The sequence below is a fragment of the Pusillimonas sp. NJUB218 genome, assembly GCF_003788685.1.
Lineage (GTDB): Bacteria > Pseudomonadota > Gammaproteobacteria > Burkholderiales > Burkholderiaceae_B > Neopusillimonas.
In genome coordinates this window covers 177986-194293 of sequence record NZ_NQMK01000003.1, presented here as the reverse complement: position 1 = coordinate 194293, position 16308 = coordinate 177986, and the positions used below count along the sequence as shown (strand labels likewise).

Annotated in this window: 18 protein-coding genes; 11 read left to right on the top strand and 7 right to left on the bottom strand. The window is 56.9% G+C overall.

Translation table 11 applies throughout. The features are described from left to right. Nucleotides 1–26: 26 nt before the first annotated feature. The 5 genes from CHR62_RS05855 to CHR62_RS05835 are packed head-to-tail and all read left to right on the top strand — an operon-like array spanning nucleotide 27 to nucleotide 4686. Entirely contained in the window at nucleotides 27–1292 is a 1266-nt protein-coding gene (locus CHR62_RS05855) for an ABC transporter substrate-binding protein (RefSeq protein ID WP_123660334.1), read from the top strand. A 48-nt stretch (nucleotides 1293–1340) separates the two neighbouring features. Next, the gene (locus tag CHR62_RS05850) at nucleotides 1341–2063 is read left to right on the top strand and encodes an ABC transporter ATP-binding protein (RefSeq protein WP_123660333.1); all 723 of its coding nucleotides are present in this window, start codon (nucleotides 1341–1343) and stop codon (nucleotides 2061–2063) included. Continuing rightward, complete coding sequence (locus tag CHR62_RS05845) at nucleotides 2060–2761, top strand: ABC transporter ATP-binding protein (protein ID WP_123660332.1); 702 nt, start codon at nucleotides 2060–2062, stop codon at nucleotides 2759–2761. The genes CHR62_RS05850 and CHR62_RS05845 overlap by 4 nt, the downstream gene beginning before the upstream one ends. A 14-nt stretch (nucleotides 2762–2775) precedes the next feature. Then, nucleotides 2776–3654 carry a branched-chain amino acid ABC transporter permease gene (locus tag CHR62_RS05840; protein WP_123660331.1) on the top strand — a complete coding sequence of 293 codons (879 nt, stop codon included), beginning with the start codon at nucleotides 2776–2778 and terminating at the stop codon, nucleotides 3652–3654. Nucleotides 3655–3678: 24 nt separating this feature from the next. Then, on the top strand, nucleotides 3679–4686 hold the full coding sequence (locus tag CHR62_RS05835; protein WP_123660330.1) for a branched-chain amino acid ABC transporter permease: 1008 nt from the start codon (nucleotides 3679–3681) through the stop codon (nucleotides 4684–4686). Nucleotides 4687–4690: 4 nt separating this feature from the next. On the opposite strand, the gene CHR62_RS05830 is transcribed toward CHR62_RS05835, so the two are convergent. The 3 genes from CHR62_RS05830 to CHR62_RS05820 are packed head-to-tail and all read right to left on the bottom strand — an operon-like array spanning nucleotide 4691 to nucleotide 7091. Further along, nucleotides 4691–6109 carry a sensor histidine kinase gene (locus tag CHR62_RS05830; protein WP_123660329.1) on the bottom strand — a complete coding sequence of 473 codons (1419 nt, stop codon included), beginning with the start codon at nucleotides 6107–6109 and terminating at the stop codon, nucleotides 4691–4693. Continuing rightward, the gene (locus tag CHR62_RS05825) at nucleotides 6109–6771 is read right to left on the bottom strand and encodes a response regulator transcription factor (RefSeq protein ID WP_093970925.1); all 663 of its coding nucleotides are present in this window, start codon (nucleotides 6769–6771) and stop codon (nucleotides 6109–6111) included. The genes CHR62_RS05830 and CHR62_RS05825 overlap by 1 nt, the downstream gene beginning before the upstream one ends. Next, complete coding sequence (locus tag CHR62_RS05820) at nucleotides 6771–7091, bottom strand: PepSY domain-containing protein (RefSeq protein ID WP_123660328.1); 321 nt, start codon at nucleotides 7089–7091, stop codon at nucleotides 6771–6773. Before CHR62_RS05820 ends, CHR62_RS05825 begins: the two co-directional genes overlap by 1 nt. A gap of 242 nt (nucleotides 7092–7333) precedes the next feature. Between CHR62_RS05820 and CHR62_RS05815 the strand changes: the two genes are divergently transcribed. Both CHR62_RS05815 and CHR62_RS05810 read left to right on the top strand, forming a co-directional pair. Then, on the top strand, nucleotides 7334–7672 hold the full coding sequence (locus CHR62_RS05815) for a PepSY domain-containing protein (RefSeq protein WP_123660327.1): 339 nt from the start codon (nucleotides 7334–7336) through the stop codon (nucleotides 7670–7672). 79 nt (nucleotides 7673–7751) lie between these two features. Beyond that, nucleotides 7752–8000 (top strand): GlsB/YeaQ/YmgE family stress response membrane protein, encoded by a 249-nt coding sequence (locus CHR62_RS05810; protein ID WP_093970922.1) that lies wholly within the window; start codon nucleotides 7752–7754, stop codon nucleotides 7998–8000. Here CHR62_RS05810 and CHR62_RS05805 read toward each other — a convergent pair. The 4 genes from CHR62_RS05805 to CHR62_RS05790 are packed head-to-tail and all read right to left on the bottom strand — an operon-like array spanning nucleotide 7941 to nucleotide 12475. Continuing rightward, nucleotides 7941–9272: a HAMP domain-containing sensor histidine kinase gene (locus CHR62_RS05805; RefSeq protein WP_123660326.1), complete on the bottom strand. Its 1332-nt coding sequence runs from the start codon at nucleotides 9270–9272 to the stop codon at nucleotides 7941–7943. The two genes, CHR62_RS05810 and CHR62_RS05805, sit on opposite strands and share 60 nt — an antisense overlap. Beyond that, nucleotides 9269–9976, bottom strand: a complete 708-nt coding sequence (locus tag CHR62_RS05800; protein ID WP_093970920.1) for a response regulator transcription factor — start codon at nucleotides 9974–9976, stop codon at nucleotides 9269–9271. Before CHR62_RS05800 ends, CHR62_RS05805 begins: the two co-directional genes overlap by 4 nt. Next, nucleotides 9973–11463, bottom strand: coding sequence for a glycosyltransferase family 39 protein (locus CHR62_RS05795; protein WP_123660325.1), 1491 nt, complete (start codon nucleotides 11461–11463; stop codon nucleotides 9973–9975). Before CHR62_RS05795 ends, CHR62_RS05800 begins: the two co-directional genes overlap by 4 nt. Further along, nucleotides 11453–12475, bottom strand: a complete 1023-nt coding sequence (locus tag CHR62_RS05790) for a glycosyltransferase family 2 protein (RefSeq protein ID WP_123660324.1) — start codon at nucleotides 12473–12475, stop codon at nucleotides 11453–11455. The genes CHR62_RS05795 and CHR62_RS05790 overlap by 11 nt, the downstream gene beginning before the upstream one ends. A 260-nt stretch (nucleotides 12476–12735) precedes the next feature. Here CHR62_RS05790 and CHR62_RS05785 point away from each other — a divergent pair, with 260 nt between their 5' ends. The 4 genes from CHR62_RS05785 to CHR62_RS05775 are packed head-to-tail and all read left to right on the top strand — an operon-like array spanning nucleotide 12736 to nucleotide 16296. Next, entirely contained in the window at nucleotides 12736–13260 is a 525-nt protein-coding gene (locus CHR62_RS05785) for a YcjF family protein (RefSeq protein ID WP_158214033.1), read from the top strand. Between the two features lie 7 nt (nucleotides 13261–13267). Continuing rightward, nucleotides 13268–13432: a hypothetical protein gene (locus tag CHR62_RS15680; protein ID WP_173862536.1), complete on the top strand. Its 165-nt coding sequence runs from the start codon at nucleotides 13268–13270 to the stop codon at nucleotides 13430–13432. 30 nt (nucleotides 13433–13462) lie between these two features. Beyond that, on the top strand, nucleotides 13463–15178 hold the full coding sequence (locus CHR62_RS05780; protein WP_123660322.1) for a cyclic peptide export ABC transporter: 1716 nt from the start codon (nucleotides 13463–13465) through the stop codon (nucleotides 15176–15178). Further along, complete coding sequence (locus CHR62_RS05775; protein WP_123660321.1) at nucleotides 15175–16296, top strand: prohibitin family protein; 1122 nt, start codon at nucleotides 15175–15177, stop codon at nucleotides 16294–16296. The genes CHR62_RS05780 and CHR62_RS05775 overlap by 4 nt, the downstream gene beginning before the upstream one ends. Nucleotides 16297–16308 lie beyond the last annotated feature (12 nt).

The following is a 16308-nucleotide window of genomic DNA, read 5'->3' as shown; positions in this document are numbered from 1 at the left end:
AGGCGCAAACACCCAGGAGGAGTCTCATGAACCGCTTCAATCTGTCACGCCGTCGTGTTCTTCAAGGTATAGGTGCAGCCACTGCACTCACCGTTTTCCCCGCATTTGCCGCCAACCGCGAAATCCGTATCGGCTATGTTTCCCCTCAAACCGGCCCACTGGCGGCTTTCGGTGAGGCCGACAAGTGGGTCATTGCCAGCCTCGAAAAACGCTTTAACGAAGGCGTTACCCTTGAGGGCAAAAAAATGCCCATCAAGATCCTACTCAAAGACAGCCAGTCGTCACCCAACCGGGCCGGCGAGGTTGCCAACGACCTTATTCTGCAAGACGACATCGACCTAATGCTGGTGTCATCGACACCGGAAACCGTCAACCCGGTTTCTGACGCCTGCGAACTTAACGAGGTGCCCTGTATTTCAACCGTTGCTCCCTGGCAACCGTGGTTCTTTGGTCGCGGCGGAAAGCCTGACACTGGCTTCGAATGGACGTACCACATGTTCTGGGGGCTTGAGGACGTTATTGGCAACTTCCTGAATGGCTGGAACTCGGTGCAGACCAACAAAAAAGTGGGCGGTCTGTTCCCTAACGACGGCGACGGCAACGCGTGGGGCGACCCCGAGCTGGGCTTTCCCAAGCCGCTTGCAGCGCAGGGCTACACCCTTACCGACCCGGGCCGCTTCCAGAACATGAACCAGGACTTTTCCGCACAAATCGCCGCATTCAAGCAAGGCCAAGTCGAAATTGTGACTGGTGTCGTCATCCCGCCAGACGCCAAAACATTCTTGACGCAAGCCCGTCAGCAAGGCTTTAACCCGAAAGTCGTCACGTTGGGCAAGGCTTTGCTTTTCCCTGGCGCCATCGAGGCATTGGGCGACCTAGGGGCAGGGCTGACGACCGAAGTGTGGTGGTCGCCATGGCACCCGTTCAGCTCATCGCTGACAGGACAAAACGCCCAGGCCGTGTGCGCGGCATACGAAACGCAAGCACAGCGCCAATGGACGCAACCCATAGGCTTTGCCCATGCCCTTTTCGAGGTTGCCATCAACGCACTCTCGCGCGCCAAATCTACCGAAAAGGCCGCCATTCGCGACGCTGTGGCTGCTACTCAGCTCGACACTATCGTGGGGCCGGTGAAATGGGGTGGTCAAGGCCCGTTCAAGAATGTCTCGAAGACACCGCTGGTGTTCGGGCAATGGAACCCCGGCCAAAAGTACAAATACGAACTCAGCATTGTCAATAACCAGGCCAACCCGCAAATCCCGGTAAACGGCGAGATGAAACTCATTGGTTAACACGTTCAACTCTACATGGGCCGCTCGAAACGGGCGGCCCTCCTGCTCATGACCATGCTTCTTGCACTGAACGATGTTCATAAAAGCTTCGGCGCCCTCAAGGTTACCGACGGCATCAGCCTGGCCGTCAACCAAGGCGAAACGCTAGGCATTCTTGGCCCCAACGGCGCCGGCAAAACCACACTCTTCAACCTGATATCGGGCGATATCCAACCCGACCAGGGATCCATCACGTTCGGTGGCGCCGACATCTCGGGCCTGCCGGCCCACAAACGTTGTCGCCTGGGTGTGGGCCGTTCTTATCAGGTGCCGCAACCCTATTCGGGCCTTACCGTATTTGAAAACTGCCTCGTTGCCGCAACGGCCGGGGCGCAACTGCCCGAAGAAGAGGCTTACGTGGTTTGTCACGACGTTTTGCAGTCGACCGGCTTGCTGAACAAAGCCAACCAACTCGCCGGCAGTCTTACATTGCTTAACCGCAAGCGGCTCGAACTGGCGCGCGCGCTCTGCACACGCCCCAAGCTGCTGCTGCTCGACGAAATTGCCGGCGGCCTGACCGAGCACGAGGCCAAAGCCCTGGTCGACGAAATCAAAGCGATCAAAGCGCGGGGCGTCACCATGATCTGGATTGAGCATGTTGTGCATGCCTTGCTGGCCGTCGCTGACCGACTCTTCGTCCTTAACTTTGGCGCCCGACTGGCAGAAGGAGCCCCAACGGACGTGATGAACGACCCTGAGGTCAAGCGTGTTTATATGGGGCTGGACGCATGACCGTACTCCTGCAAACCCAGGCGCTTGACGCCTTCTACGGTGACTTCCAGGCCTTGTTCGGAATCGATTTCGAAATTCGGCAAGGCGAAACCGTCGCCGTCATCGGGGCGAATGGCGCCGGCAAATCAACATTTCTTAAAACAATTACCGGGCTGATCAAAGGCCCGCCAGACGCCATACGCTTTCGGGACAAAGGCATTGGTGGCATTGCGCCGGGGAAAATCGTGTCTATGGGCGTTGCCATGGTCCCTGAAGGCCGGCGACTTTTCCCAAGCCTGAGCGTCGAAGAGAACCTGCTCATGGGCGGCTACACGCGCCGCCCCGGCCGCTGGACTCTGGAAACCATCTACGAACTGTTTCCGATTTTGCGCGAACGACGCCACAACCCGGGCACCGCGTTATCTGGCGGCCAACAGCAAATGGTTGCCATAGGGCGTGCCCTGATGAGCAACCCCGCCCTGTTGATTTGCGACGAAATATCTTTGGGTCTGGCACCGATCATCGTCAAAGAGATTTACAGCACGCTTGAACAAATCAGGGAAGACGGATTAAGCATTATCGTGGTCGAACAAGATGTCTCGACCGCACGCCAGGTATCGAACCGGCTTTACTGCTTCCAGGAGGGCAGGGTGTCGTTGCAGGGCGCTTCCAGCGCGCTCAGTCTTGATGAGATATCTAAAGCCTATTTCGGCATTTGAAGGAGTACCCGTTAATGCTCAGTTGGATATCTACGGTTCTACAGGGCCTGATGCTTGGCGGACTTTATGCATTGTTTGCCATGGGGCTGTCTTTAATGTTCGGCGTCATGCGCCTGACCAATATTGCACACGGTGACTTTATTATTCTTGCCGCCTTTGCCGCGTTTGCCCTGCTGGCATCTTCCGGCATGCATGAAGCAGGCCCGGCACTGATCAGTATGGCCATCCTGTTGCCAGCGGCATTTATCGTCGGCTACGGCATGCAACGTCTCATGCTTAACGGCACGCTGGGCAAAGACCCGTTGCCATCCCTGGTCGTTACCTTCGGCTTATCCATCGTTATCCAGAACGCTTTAGTCGAAGTCTTCAGTGCCGACCCTCGGTCCATCGGAAGTGGCGGCTTCAACACGTCAAGCCTGAGTCTGGGCGGCGACCTGGCCGTTGGCGCCTTACCACTCACTATCTTCCTGATCGCCGTCCTTATGGCCTTTCTCATGCAATGGCTATTTAACCGCACTGCTATCGGGCGGGCTTTTCGGGCCACCTCCGACGATAAAGATGCCGCCGAACTCATGGGCCTGGATCACCGACACATTTACGGACTGGCAACCGCTACAGCATTTGTGCTGATCGCGGTGGCCGGCGTGCTGCAAGGCATGCGAACGACCGTGTCGCCATCCGATGGGCCGGCATTACTGATCTTCGCTTTCGAGGCGGTGATCATTGGCGGCATGGGGTCGTTCTGGGGCACTTTTGCCGGCGCACTGATTCTGGGTGTGACGCAAAGCCTTGCTTTTCGCATCGACCCCGGTTGGGGGATCTGGGCCGGCCATGTTGTGTTTCTGATTATGTTGCTGGTTCGCCCAGAAGGGCTCTTCCCTAAAACACGCTAAGCATCAAGCACGAGTTTCTTCCCCATGCAAAATACTCAAATGCCCTTGTTCACCATCGAGCGCAAAACAAAAGCCAGCCAGGTGGGTATGGTGGTTGCCATCGTATTGGCTATTGGCGCGGCCACGATGCCGTGGTGGGCAGGCTCAAGCTGGTTGCGTGAATTCAACCAGATTGCCTGCTACTTTATTTTTGCCAGCATGTGGAACCTGTTGGCCGGTTACGGTGGCATGGTTTCAATCGGCCAACAAGCCTTCCTGGGGTTCAGCGGCTACCTGATGATCATCATGGCTAATTCGTTAGGGGTGAACCCCTTTGTGGCCGTGCCCATTGCCGCCCTGATGTCTGCCGTCATTGCTCTGCCGCTTTCAAAACTGGCCTTCCGTCTGCAAGGCGGATACTTCGCCATTGGCACCTGGGTCATTGCAGAAGTCTTCCGATTAACATTTGCCAATATTTCCTCTATTGGCGGCGGCTCGGGCATGAGCCTGACGGCACTGCGCGGTATCCCGCGTGCAACACGAGAATCCGTGACCTTCTGGATGACCCTTGCTGCCGTGGTCGCCACTATAGGGCTGACGTACTGGTTCTTGCGCAGTCGCCAAGGGCTGGCCTTACTGGCTATACGCGACTCCGAAACGGCCAGTGAGTCTCAGGGTATCGATGTCAAATCGACCAAGCTTCTGGTGTATGTCGTTGCCGCCTTTGGCGCTGGGCTGGCTGGCGCGCTTTATTTCCTGGGCAACCTGCGCATCTCACCCGATGCAGCGTTTTCGGTCAACTGGACGGCATTTGCAATTTTCATGATCATGATCGGCGGCCTGGGCACCATTGAAGGCCCAATCTTAGGCGCCATCATCTTTTGGGCCCTAAACCGTTATTTTGCGGACTATGGCACATGGTATTTGGTGGGATTGGGACTATTGGCCATTGCGGTCACCGTTGTCTTCAAACAAGGGCTCTGGGGGTATATCCAGCAGCGTTACGACATTCGACTGTTTCCGGTGCAGCGCAGGCTGATATTGCGTAAATAAGCACTTAACCTGCCACCCCGGGCACCACCAGCCTCACCCCCAGCCCGCCCAGGTCCGACGCATAAGCATCAACAGTACCGCCATAGGCTGTAGCCATATCGCGCACTATCGACAACCCAAGGCCGCTGCCTGGGACACGCTCATCCAGGCGAACACCGCGCTCGAACGCAGCTTCGCGCCGGGCCTCGGGCAAGCCTGGTCCGTCGTCTTCCACGCACAGCACCAGCATCGTATCAGCGCCTTGCGGCATAAGCCGCGCCATGACGCGGATATTGCGACTGGCCCATTTGCAAGCGTTATCCATGATGTTGCCCAACATCTCTTGCAAATCTTGCGACTCACCACGAAACGCAACACCGGGCGCAATGTCATCAAGACTAATTTGCAAGCCGCGTTCGGCGTAAAGCTTGGACAGCACCCGCACCAAGCCGTGCACCACCGGTGATACCTCGGTACGCAGGCCGGGCGTACGTACCGCGGCCGCTGCGCGTGCACGCGCCAGGTGATGATCGACATGACGGCGCGCAACCCCCACCTGCTCGGCAACCAGGCGACCAAACTCGGAAGACTCTTGTGCCGATGCATTGGCCAGCACCGACAGTGGTGTTTTAAGCGCATGCGCGAGGTTGCCTGCCTGTGTACGTGCACGCTGCACAATCTGATGGTTGTTTTGCAACACCTGGTTAAAGCTATCGACGAGCGGTTGCACCTCGGAGGGGAAATCCCCATCGATTTGCGTTTTAGCACCATCGCGCACAGCACGAAGACGACCACGCAACATCGCCAACGGGCGCAAGCCCACCACAACCTGCATGACTGCGGCCATGGCCAAACCTAAGGCCAGCAAGCCCAACGACACAGCAAGCATGATCCGAAACTGCCGAAGCGGGCGATCGAGCACTGCCTGATCAACGGCCACAATCAACCGATACCGGGCGTCGCCTTCCGGCGGCGCAACGACGCGGATCAGGGCGAGCATGTCGCCCATATCAGCGCCGCCATCAAACGCCGCCAGGCCGCTGGACGGGTCGATCGACAGGCGTGCCGGCACATGCAGGGTTTGATCCCAAAGCGAACGGGAGTGGAAAACTGCAATGTCTGACGGCAAGACAGACGCCGCTGACGACCGAGCCGAAGCCAATCGATCGACCTGCCAGTACAAGCCCGATAAAGGTTGCAGCAAACGCGGGTCGGTAGGCTCGAAAGTCAGTGTGGCATCACCCTGCTCATTCGCCGACAAGCCCGCAACCAACTGATTCATGTGAACAGTGAGCTCGGACGCCAATTGGCGCGCTGCATGCTGACGAAACAGGTCGGACAGCACCCAGCCCGCCACAAGCACCGAAACCATTACCCAGACCAGGGTGCCCACCAGCAAGCGGGTACGCAATGAGTGGCGCAAGCCACGCAGCACCTGACGCATCAGGCCGCATCCCGCATTCGATAGCCTAATCCACGAACCGTTTCGATCGCACCGTCGGGCAGTTTCTTACGCAATCTACCAATAAAGACGTCAATCGTATTTGAGTCGCGGTCAAAATCTTGCGCGTAAATATGTTCAACCAGCTCTGTGCGAGAAACCACCTGGCCTGCGTGCTGCATCAAAATAGCCAACACCTTGTATTCGTGCGCCGTCAACGTTAAAGGTTGACCATCGACAGTCACGCGCGCTGCGCGAGTGTCCAACGTAATGGCGCCGCAAGTCCAGCGTGCCGTGGCGTGATTGCCACTACGACGAATCAAGGCACGTAAGCGCGCCAGCAGTTCTTCCATATGAAACGGCTTGGTCAGGTAATCGTCGGCCCCGGCATCTATACCACTGACTTTTTCATCCCAGTTACCACGCGCGGTCAGAATAAGCACCGGCATCAAACGCCGGGATGCACGCCACTGACGCAGCACCGTGAGCCCGTCCATGAGTGGCAGCCCAAGGTCAAGCACTACCACGTCGTAGTCCTCGACATCACCCTTGTAGTGAGCGTCGACGCCATCCGCCGCAGTATCCACGACATAACCCGCCCCAAGCAAGGCCTGCTGCAACTGCCCTGATAAAACGGGATCGTCTTCAACCACTAACGCACGCATCAGTCAGCTCCCTTGCGTTCGATACCACGACCTTTTACCCGGATGATTTCACCTGTTTGGGCGTCAACTTTTAATTTAATGATGTTGCCGGCCGACTGCAGTAGTTTGATTTCATACAGGTAGAGGCCGTCATCCTCTTCAAATTCGATTTCGACCGGGTCGCCGGGATACTGGCTTTCGACTTTATCAAGAACCACACGCAGCGGCAGCACTTTGCCAGCAAGCAACGCCTGTCGGGCGCGGTCTTGATCATTGTCGGCACGCCCCACAGAGGGCACTGCTGAAAAAGCCAACAGCCCGCACAGAAATGCAGAAAGCATGGAAATACGCCAGCGACCACGTACCCCGCTTACTGGAAACAAAAAATGCTTTACCTGAAATCTCATGATTGCTTGTCGAAGGGAATGAGCCGGCTACGCGCCCGCCTGCCCTGTGGTTTTAACGCACGAAACATGAACAAAACATGAACGCACTCTTCATGCAACGTTCATGTGCCGACGCGCACAATGCACCCATGCATCTGCAAATACCTCGGATGCAATCCCATTTACAGGAGCTCATCATGCAAAAAACTATTCGCCAATCTGCCTTCATTATCGCACTGAGCAGTGCAGCCCTAGCGGTCAGTGCCATCCCTGCGCACGCCCAAACCGCCCCTACAACGCCGCCTGCGGCCGCCGCTACGGCCAACCCAGGGCAAGCCCAGTGGTTAAACATCGGGCAAATCCACGACAAACTCACGGCGGCCGGCTACACCGACATTCGTGAAATTGAACGTGAACGTGGTGGCTACGAAGCCAAGGCCCTCGACAAAGAAGGCCGTCAGGTGAAACTGTATATCGACCCCCGTAGCGGCGATGTCATCAACCAACGTACGCGCGACAAACGCAACGACGACTAACCTCAGGGCCTCGGCGGCGCTGGACTAATCCGGCGCACGCTATTACGCTATGTCTACCTACAACTTTCGGAGGATAGACATGGGTATCATCACCATGATTGTGGTTGGTTTCATTGTGGGCCTTATCGCCCGCGCCATCATGCCCGGCGACCAAAAACTGGGCATTGTCATGACTATCATCCTGGGTATTGCGGGGTCAATTGTCGCCGGTTATTTAGGCGCGGCATTAGGCTTTTACACCGCAGGCCAGGGCGCCGGCTGGATCGGTTCAATTATCGGCGCCATTATTGTGCTGTTCATTTACGGCATGGTCACTAAAAAAGGCTGAGTCACGCGGGCCTACCCTGACGGTTGTGCCACTGGATGTCGTTTGCGCCAAGTCCAGACGCCAACCTAAACGCTCAACCATCAGGGTCACCAGATACAAACCCAAACCGCTGACCGGGCCACTGCCCGACGCCAGGTCTTGCTTGCCTTGCAAGATATCTTGCGCCACCGGGTTCAACCCCGGCCCCTCATCGCGCACCTCTACAACATCGTTGTGCAAAGCAATGTAAATACGGCGTGCCGTGTGTTGCAAGGCGTTTTGAATCAAATTGCGTAACAACATGCGCACCACGACCGGGTCGGCACAGACTTGCCCGGGACCCGAGGCATTGAATGTCACACGCGAGGCAATCGGGAAGTCAGTTGCTAGGCCTTCGAGCACACCATGAATTTCGGTCGCCAGCGACACGGGCCCGGCAACGTTATCCTCATCATCGCTTTTGCGCGCCAAGGCCAGCAACACACGAACATTAGATTGCATCTCGTCGGCTGCCCGCCTGATGCGCCCCAGTGTCGCCTGGTCGGCGGCACTTAGCCCGCCGCGCTGCTCAAGAATGTCGAGAGCGCCGGTAATAATCGCAATAGGCGTTCTGAGCTCATGACTAGCCAGGGCAAGTAATGACTTCTCGCGCCGAACATACGCCTCCAGCTCGGTCACAAAATCGTTGAACGCCCCTGCAATCGTTTGCAGCTCGGCGTCTTGCCAATGGCCCGGCAATCGGTCGATGGAGGGCCCGACCGGCAAGCGCTGAATTCGCTCGGCCAGTTCGCTCAACGGCTGAACGACACGACGGGCGCCCAGTACAGACAACACGACCACCAGCAGCCCAACCAACACGCCTACAACAAGAATGGCCATTCGAAACAGCCATTCTCGTTCCTCGAAGTGCGTGATGTCTCGGGCGAGGTATAGGGTCCCCCCGGAGACCGTTGAAACGCTGACCAGATAGGTGCGATCGTCACGAGAGATCTCGCCCATAAAACCGAGTGACAACCCTTCGAAAATAGCGGGCAATACGTCAGCGTCGCTGCCAATATGGCCTTGCTCTGCCGGACGGTAAACCCGGGTTATACCGGGCCCTTGGAAGAGCAACGGCCTTGATGCATCAAACCCCTGAGCCAAAAAAAACTCACGCTCTTGCGCAAGCTCAACGCGCAACATGGTGTCTTCCAGGTCTTCATTGACGAGCGTCGTGCTTACAAACATGGCCACTAGCGAGATCAGACCGACCACGGCAATCACCCGGTATATCCGGTACGAAATCGACCTCATGCCTGCGCCTCTTCGGGCGATAACAACCGATAGCCCCGGCCATGCATGGTTTTGATCAAAGTATGGCCGGTGTGGTCTTGCAAGGCCTTGCGCAACGCATACACATGCGTACGCACCGTGTGCCGGTCGACTTCGCGCTCCCCCCATACCGTATCAACAATGCGGTCATACGAAACGAAATCGGGGTAGGCCCGAATCAACATCTCGAAAAGGCGGGCCCCAATGCCCGATAGCGCCAGATCAGAATGCCCCACCAAAGACACCGTCAGGCGCCCGGGGTCAAAGCCAATGCCTGGAATATGAACGACGCTTGTGCGTGACGGTAAACGGCGGCGCCCCAGCGCGTCGACCCGCAGCTTCAACTCTTTCAAATTGAAGGGTTTGACCAAATAGTCATCGGCGCCGGCGCCAAAACCAGCTTCTTTGTCGGGCAACTGATCTTTGGCGGTCATGAAAATAACGGGTGTCTGGCACCCCAGGTCTTCGCGCAACCGCCGGCAAATATCAAAACCCGAAACACCCGGCAGCATGACATCGAGCACAATCACGTCATATGACTGAGTAGCCACCAGGTGCAAAGCCGTCAAACCATCGGGCGCAAAATCCAGCACATAGTGCCGATCGTGGCCAAAATACTCGAACAAGTTCTCGGCCAGGGGCCGGTTGTCTTCAACAATAAGCAACCGCAGGGGCGTATCGTTCATTTGATCAGCGGCTCGGCTTGGCCTACAGAGCTTGGCCCCGAAGCAATCTGGTTGTCAGAATGACTTTGATGATACATGAGGACGAACCGCCGGCTCTCGAGCACGGGCACCGCCCCTACATCGCCCAAGCTCGCCGCGTTTTCTTTCGAGATCGCAAACCACAAGGCCTCGCCAGTGGCCAGCCGGGCCAGCAAGGTGTCTTGAGACACGCGTCGCGCAGTATTGCGAGAATAAAATCGTGCTGAAAACGGCAGGTCATCGACGTAAAGCAAAGGTGTTGATAAATCGCCGTGATGTTGCGCATACGACACCAGATACTTCTCGGTTTTCAGCAGGGATGGATTCATCACCATAACGCTCACAAATACGGCCAGCGCCAGTGGTGCCGCCACCGCGGCATAGGGGGCAAGCCTTACCCAGGTGGCGGGCTGCTGCCGATACAAACATACCAACCCCCAAGCCAGTAATACACTAAATCCGCCCAGCGCCGGCAACAGATATGTCCACAGGATATTGCCCGAGAAGGTGAAAAACAAGGGTGTAAATAAGGCCCAGCCCAGAAAATAAAGGGTCCGACGGTCGCGACAACCCGCGAAAAGTGCAGCACGCCCACGCGCTGACACTGACACCCACAGCAGCAAGGCCAGGGCCAAAATACCCCAAGGAAAAGACGCCTGCAGCCAATACACCCAAATAGTGCCGCGTGGAGCGCGGTGTGCGGTGCCATACAAATCGCCTGCCCAGCCAGGATCCAGAAACCGGCGCACATGTTCGCCAACCAGAAAATAATCCAGGAACCCGGGGGTTTTAAGCTCGGCCAGCACATACCATGGCACGACCAACACCAACACCAGCGCGGTGCCTGTCTTCCACGGCAACGATTTCAACGAGGTCCGAAAAGATCGATCGAACAAAAATGCAGGTGCCACTGCCCCGCCGACCAAAACCACAGCCAGCGGCCCTTTGGCCAACAAGCCAACGGCAAGCCCGATAAAAAACGCATAGCGCCAGAACACTCCGGAAGCGCGCGACGCCATTAATGCCCCCGTCATGCACAGCACCGTGCCTAAAGCCAGAAAAGGGTCGGTCAGCACGGCGCCCGAAGCAATAAACACCAGCGCGCAAGAAGCGTAAATCAGCACGACCAGGCGCGCCGTCGATATGTCGTAGACCTGACGAACGCAAGAATACAAGGCGCCCAGCGCCGCCAACGTTACCAGCCACGAGGGAAACCGCGCGGCAAAGTCCGTCACACCAAATACGCGAAAGGATGCGGCCTGCGCCCAAAATGAAAGAGGCGGTTTACCCCAGAATGGCGTCCCAGGTTCGAACCAGGGCGTGATCCAGTCACCTGACTCGGCCATTAGCCGGGCAATCTCGGCATAGCGTGGCTCGGAAGTATCGGCAAGCGGTAATAGGCTCATCCCGATCAGCGGCAGCATCAACACCGCCAGCAACAATAAGATATAGCGCCGATCAGGCCGCATGACCGCGCTCCTCGAGCGTACGAACCCCGGCAGAGCGACTGGCCTGACGACGCTCGACAACGTCCCTGACAAGATACAGCGGGCGTTGCTTGGCTTCGAAATATGTTTTACCCACGTACTCGCCCAGCAAGCCGACCGACACCAACTGCACGCCGCCAAGCAGCGTCATAACGGCAATCAATGACGGATAGCCTTGCACAACCTCTCCCAACACAAGCGTTTTGGCAATGATCCAGCCCCCGAACAATACGCCGATCAGGGCCGTCAACAAGCCAAGCACCATGGCAATGCGCAACGGAGCCACCGAAAAAGAGGTAATGCCCTCGAAGGCCAGGCGCAGCAACCCAGGGTAATCCCACTTGGTCTGCCCCGCCGCCCGCGGCGCGCGGTCATATAACAATACCGTCGTGGGCAAACCAATCCAGGCAAACAAGCCCTTCATGTAACGATTGCGCTCCGGCAACTGTGCCAAGGCGTCAACAGCTTTACGACTCATCAGGCGAAAGTCGCCTGTGTCTTCAGGAATATCGACCGCACTGACACGGTTGAGCAAACGATAGAACAAATGCGCACTGAATTTCTTGGCGGCTGTTTCGCCAGCCCGCGTACGACGCCTCATGGCAACGACGTCTGCACCGGCTTGCCAGGCCTCGATCATTTGCGGAATGAGCTCGGGCGGGTCTTGCAAATCGGCATCCAGAACAATAACCGCATCGCCTTTGGCGTGGGCTATACCCGCAGTAAGGGCAGCCTCCTTGCCAAAATTGCGACTGAGTCGAACGGCGCGCACATGCGGCACCCGTGCGGCGAGGTCAGCCATATCGATATCGCTGCCGTCACGACTGCCATCGTCAACCAGCACAATCTCATACCGAAGCGGCAACCCCGACAAGACCGCCGTCAGGCGCGCGTGCAACAAGGGAAGTACCGCGCGTTCGTTGTACACAGGCACCACGACCGACAAAAGCGGTTGCGCCGCCGGTTTGAAACGCAGGTGCATTGAAGCATTCATGAGCAGACTCACCGAAATATCAAAAGAGCCCCTACGTTAAGGGCCGGCGCGACAATAAACCGTCAAAGAAAAGTCAAGAAAACGTCAAAATCGGTAATTTCCCGGAACCAGTGACCAGAACGGCCCCAAATGCCGGTGCGAGCCCGTAAATGTGCTTGTTTGCATCAGATGATTGCATTATGCTTCTAAGGCTGAACATAGTGCCGGACAAAATTCTTTGGCGCCGGACCCCGCACCACTCTTATCGCAGGATACCGTCCATGACCAACCCTCATAACGAAGCCACAGAATCCGTCAGCACCGACGAAACTCAAGCCATTCAGGTGTCGTCAACCAGTGTCGACCTCGACCCGGCCAACGCTCAAGCCGAACAAGTCATCAAACGTTACGTCAAATGGGCTGCAGCAGCGGCCATCGTTCCGGTCCCGGTGCTTGATCTGGCCGCCCTGGCTACAGTACAAGTCAAAATGATCAAAGGCATTGCCCAATGCTACGGCGCAACCGCCAACGAAACCTCGCTCAAGCCCATTGTGGCGTCATTACTGGGTACGCTCGGTGCCGCCGGCATCAGCGGCGGGCTGGTAGGCTCGTCTGCCAAAATCGTACCTGTCACAGGCACCATTCTGGGCAGCATCGGTTTTGCCGCCTTTGGCTCGGCAGCCACCTATGCTTTGGGTCGTGTGTTTAGCTCACATTTCGCTTCGGGCGGCACGCTCGAAAACTTCAGTGCCAGCGCCGCCACAAGCCGCCTGAAAGCCGAGTACAAAAAAGCCCGCGCCGAGTAACCCCGTTATGCTGCCGTTTTCCGTCCTGGCCTATGTGTTGCTCTCGTTGCTGGTGGGCTTCATCGGGCGCAACAGCCGTGTGGGGTTTGCGGGTGCGTTCGTACTCTCGCTTCTGCTCACACCGGTTGTCATGGGGTTGGCCTATCTTATCGCCGAACCGCGTAAAACATGACCTTGCCCTTCACATCTTTCGGCACCGTCAATGGCCAAGCCTCCTGATACCCAAAGCACCGGGGAATTCCTTCTAGGGCTGCTGGGCCGCTCAAAAAAAAGGGGCAGCCAAGCCCCTTTTTCTTTGCTGTCGTTCATTAAAGCCGGCACCCAAAATGGTGCCCGCGGGTTCTTGCTGGCCTATGCCATTTTGTCGGCAGCGGCAGGCACCGGTATTTTGGTATTGCTCAATACCGAATCGGAACTGCTGGAGCAGCACGGCTACTCCACGCTAATTGCCGTTTTCTTCATTGTGCTGCTGCTGGTGTACCGATTTTCGCAACGGCTGCTGGTTGCCAAAACCGCCGCCCAAATCGAACAAGCCCTGCATGCAAAACGGCAACGCATTTTGGGCAAAACCCTTAATTTGTCGCTGCGCGATCTCGAGAACCTGGGCGGCAACCGGGTCATCAATGGCATTTCAGCATCATACGAGTCGCTCTCGCAGGCGGTCGTACCGCTAGTCGCCGGCGTCGAGGGGCTGGTCATGCTGGTCTTCATGTATGCCTACTTGCTGGTGTTGTCGCCAGCAGCAGGCCTGCTTACGGCCGTCGTCGCGGGTCTGTCGGTATTGGGTTATCTTGCGCTCAACAAGCACCTGGACAACACCCTTAAAGAAACCGAGGAAGACAGCCAACGGTTTCGCGATTACGCCAACGCGGTAGTACAAGGCAGCAAAGAACTGCGTTTGAACCCCGCCCGACGCGCCGGCCTGGAACAAGACATGGTCGATACCTCTGCCGCGTTAGCGTCCAGCCGCTCAACCAGTGCGCACATCCTGGCCCAGATCCTTACCACCGGCACCTCGGTATCCTATCTTTTGGCCGGTAGTGTCGTTTTTTTATTGCCCTTGCTGGCCGACATCCCCGGCGAAGATATTTCCCGCATTGTCATGGCTGTATTGTTTCTTATTGGGCCGGTCGGCTCATTGGCCAATAGCATCCAGCACTACGCCATTGCCCGCTTTGCCATGGGCAACATTAACCGTTTCGAAAGCCAGATCGACAATTGCCACCCCGCAGCCACAACCGAACATGACGCGGACGCGGGCGAATTCACCGGCCTGACGCTTAAAAATGTCAGCTACGAGCACCGTGTCCCGGAAGGCGCAGGCTCAGGGTTTCAGATCAATGACATCAGTCTCGACGTCAAACCCGGAGAAATCCTGTTTATCACGGGCGGCAATGGCTCCGGCAAAACTACCGTGCTGCGCGTGCTCACAGGGCTTTACCCGCGCGACACCGGCATTATGGCGGCTCAAGGTACCGACATCGCGGCAAACCCGCCACAGTGGTATCGCAATCTATTTGCCGGCGTCTTCGCCGACTACCATGTGTTCACCCGGCCCTATGGGCTCGACGAAACCGGGCGCAACATACTGGCGCAATGGCTTGAGCGCCTGGGCATTAACGACAAAATACAGTGGCCCGCAGACCAGATAGACGCAGATGCGCTGTCTACAGGGCAACGAAAACGCCTGGCGCTCGCGCTGGCCCTTGCCGAGCAACGCCCTGTGCTGGTGCTCGACGAATGGGCAGCCGACCAGGACCCGGCCACGCGCAAAATGTTCTACACGAAAATTCTGCCCGAATTAAAAGCGCAAGGTAAAACCATTATCTGCATTACCCACGACGACAACTACTTTGATTGCGCCGACCGGCGCTTCCATATGTCTGAAGGGAAAATGACCCAGGTAGAAGCCCCATGAATGTAAAGCTCCGACACCTTCTGCGCCGGCTGGCATCGACCCTGATCTTCCTGCTTCTGGTCGTCATTTTTCTCGTTATTGTCTTGTGGGACTCAGTAGTGCAGACCACCCCGGTCGGGCATGCCAGCGTGCTTTGGCATCGTTTTCCCATCGGGGGCCAAAGCTCGGTTGGGCCGCTGCGTGAAGGCATGCACTTCATTCAGCCGTGGGATCGCTTCTACACCTACGACCTGCGCCTGCAAACCAAAGACGAAGACTTCCAGGTCGTGTCCAAAGACGGTTTGCATTTCAATATTTCGCTCACGATTCGGTGGAGAATCATCCGGCATAATCTGGTGATACTTAACCAGACCATGGGCCCTAACTATGTCGACAAGCTACTTGTACCCAAAGTCGGCTGGGCAGCGCGCCGGGTAGTAGCTAATTACTCGGCCGAGGCTCTGTTTACCAGCAAACGCACCGAAGTACAAGAACAACTCTATGAGCTCATCACCGAGGGCTCACCCAAAAACGGCATTGCGGGCGACTCGCCCGACATGCGCGACGACGAAGACGTCGTCGAACTCACCGATGTCCTCATCCGCAATGTAGAGTTGCCGCCGCAGATCAAACGCGCCATCGAAAACAAACTCGAACAGGCCCAGATCGTGGAAGAGTATCGCTTCATTGTCCAGCGGGAAACCCTCGAATCGCAACGTAAAGAAATCGAGGCCGAAGGCATTCGAAAATTTCAGGAAACCATCGCCCCAGCTATATCAGACAGCTACCTGAAGTGGCGCGGCATTGAAGCCAGCCTTGAACTGGCCAAATCACCTAACAGCAAAATCGTGATTTTCGGCAACAGCGAAAGCGGACTACCCGTAATTTTCGATGCTACCGATAAGGGGCAGTCGCCTGTAACGGTCAACACACCGCCGAAGACCGATGCACACCCTGCCAAAGCGGCCTCAGACATCCTCCCCACCAAGGGGGCCGAGCAACCTGCAGGTACGGTGACCACGAGCAATCAGCCAATGTATCCGAACCTTGCCGAAGGCATGCCGCCCACCCCCGAGGCCATGCGCGGCTACAAAGACGACGGCCCCAATCACCGCAACCCTGCCGCCCGATCACGATAACACCCGAGGTCC